The sequence below is a fragment of the Streptomyces albidochromogenes genome, from assembly GCF_005981925.1.
Lineage (GTDB): Bacteria > Actinomycetota > Actinomycetes > Streptomycetales > Streptomycetaceae > Streptomyces > Streptomyces albidochromogenes.
In genome coordinates this window covers 1-1,739 of sequence record NZ_VBVX01000578.1, presented here as the reverse complement: position 1 = coordinate 1,739, position 1,739 = coordinate 1, and the positions used below count along the sequence as shown (strand labels likewise).

The 1,739-nt window shown below is 70.4% G+C and carries 2 protein-coding genes; both read left to right on the top strand.

Annotation, left to right across the window (positions count from 1 at the left end; all coding sequences use genetic code 11):
• Window positions 1-204 precede the first annotated feature (204 nt).
• Window positions 205-777 (top strand): sugar O-acetyltransferase, encoded by a 573-nt coding sequence (locus E2E34_RS34010; RefSeq protein ID WP_138905673.1) that lies wholly within the window; start codon window positions 205-207, stop codon window positions 775-777.
• A gap of 84 nt (window positions 778-861) precedes the next feature.
• A complete protein-coding gene (locus E2E34_RS34005; protein ID WP_138905672.1) occupies window positions 862-1,701 on the top strand; it encodes a PhzF family phenazine biosynthesis protein in 840 nt (279 codons plus the stop codon).
• The last annotated feature ends 38 nt before the right edge of the window (window positions 1,702-1,739 follow it).

Genomic DNA, 1,739 nt, shown 5'->3' with positions numbered 1-1,739 from the left:
GGCGAGCGGCGCGGAGGGGCGAGCGGCGCGGCTGACGGGTAGGCAGTTGGGGCAGGCGTGGCGCGGGCGTGGGCGTGGGCGTGGCACGGGAGTGTGACGTCGGCATGGCATGGGAACGCGACGCGTGACACCTGACACCTGACACCTGACACCTGACACCTGACGCGTGACCCGTGCCGCCTGCCCGATGAAAGGACGGCCGCAGTGGGTGAGAACAAGCGGCGCATGCTGGCCGGTGACTGGTACCTCCCCGACGACCCCGAACTCGCCGAAGACACCCACCGCCGCGCCGAACTCTGCGCGGCGTACAACGCGGCGACGACCGCGACCCCGGAGGAACGCGTCGCGATCCTCCGCCAGTTGCTCGGCAGGGTCGACGAGACCGTGCGGATCCGTCCGCCGTTCCACTGCGACTACGGCCACCACATCGCCATCGTCGCGCGTACGTTCGTCAACTTCGGCGCGGTCTTCCTCGACGCGGCGCCGATCACCGTCGGAGCGGACGTACAGATCGGCCCGAACGTCCAGCTCCTCACCCCCACCCACGAACTGCACGCCGAACGCCGCCGGGCGGGCTGGGAGAAGGCCGACCCGGTGACGATCGGCGACAACGTCTGGCTGGGCGGCGGCGTCATCGTCTGCCCCGGCGTCACCATCGGCGAGAACACGGTGGTCGGCGCGGGCGCGGTGGTCACCAGGGACCTGCCACCCGACGTACTGGCAGTGGGAAACCCGGCGCGGGTGGTGCGGGTTCTTGGTGGGGGTGAGGCGAAGTGAAGTGAAGTGAAGCGAAAGGAAGCCAGTCCAGTTGTCCAGGATTGGACTTGGCGGGCCGCCGATTGGCGTCGATACGGTGCATTCATGCGAATTCACGTGGTGGACGCCTTCACTGACACTCCGTTCGCCGGGAACCCGGCGGGGGTGTGTCTACTGCCGGCCGGGGAGTGGCCGGACGAGTCCTGGATGGGGAAAGTAGCGGCGGAGATGAACCACCCCGAGACCGCGTTCGCTCTCCCGTTGCCGGACTCGGCCGAGGCCGAGGCCAAGGCCGACTGGGCGATCCGCTGGTTCACACCGCTCGTCGAGGCCGAACTGTGCGGCCATGCCACATTGGCCACGGCTCACGTGTTGCGCACCGAACGGGGGCTCGTCGGCAGGGTGCGGTTCAGCAGCCGGCGGCACGGCATCCTCGTCGCGGACACCGCCGAAGAAGGCGACATCACGCTGGACTTCCCGGCCGCGCCCGGAACCGAAGTCGCCGTGCCGGCGGGGCTGTCCGAGGCGCTCGGGACGGAGCCCGAGGCCACGTTGCACGCCGGGTCGCTCGGCGACCTGCTGACGGTACTGCCGGACGAGGCCACGGTCCGGGCGGTCGCTCCCGACCTGGACGCGGTAGCGGCTCTTACCCGGCGCGAGGGGCTGCGCGGTGTCATCATCACGGCCCCGGCGGCCGAGCCTGCCCACAAGTACGACTTCGTCTCCCGATTCTTCGCACCGGCCAACGGCATCCCGGAAGACCCGGTCACGGGCAGCGCCCACACTGTGCTCGCCCCGTACTGGGCGGCGCGACTCGGCCGCGACACGCTCACCGGCCTCCAGGCGTCCCCACGCACCGGCCTGGTACGTACGGCGCTGCACGGCGACCGGGTCCAGCTCACCGGCAACGCCGTCACCGTCCTGGAGGGCACCTTGTACGCCTAGCCTGGCGGGGGGCGTTGGTTGCTTCTGGGGTGTGGGGT